Annotated in this window: 1 pseudogene; it reads right to left on the bottom strand. The window is 44.3% G+C overall.

Annotation, left to right across the window (positions count from 1 at the left end):
- A pseudogene (locus MN204_RS20860) lies at nucleotides 1–264 on the bottom strand (hypothetical protein); the annotation flags it as partial.

The raw sequence follows: 264 nt of genomic DNA, 5'->3' as shown, positions 1-264 counted from the left end.
AACAAGTTATCGTAGTAACGGTAAACGCCGTCACGCATTGGCATGTTCCAGAACAGATCCACGTAGTACTTTGACAACTCATTGTTTGGCGTTGCTAGTGTTGATTGTGCCATACCAGCCTTCAATGCAACTGGGTGCTTCACGTACAACAAGCTTTGACCATCTTCAGTCTCCTTGTCGCCGACAATCGTGCCGTCAATCCAGTAAACTGGGATATTTTCTTGTTCAATTTGACCCTTGTAGAATTCTTGCAACTTAACGACA

Source organism: Oceanobacillus saliphilus (assembly GCF_023522835.1).
Taxonomy (GTDB): Bacteria; Bacillota; Bacilli; order Bacillales; family Amphibacillaceae; genus Oceanobacillus; species Oceanobacillus saliphilus.
The sequence above is the reverse complement of the archived record's forward strand: the minus strand, read 5'-3'. Positions and strand labels throughout refer to the sequence as shown.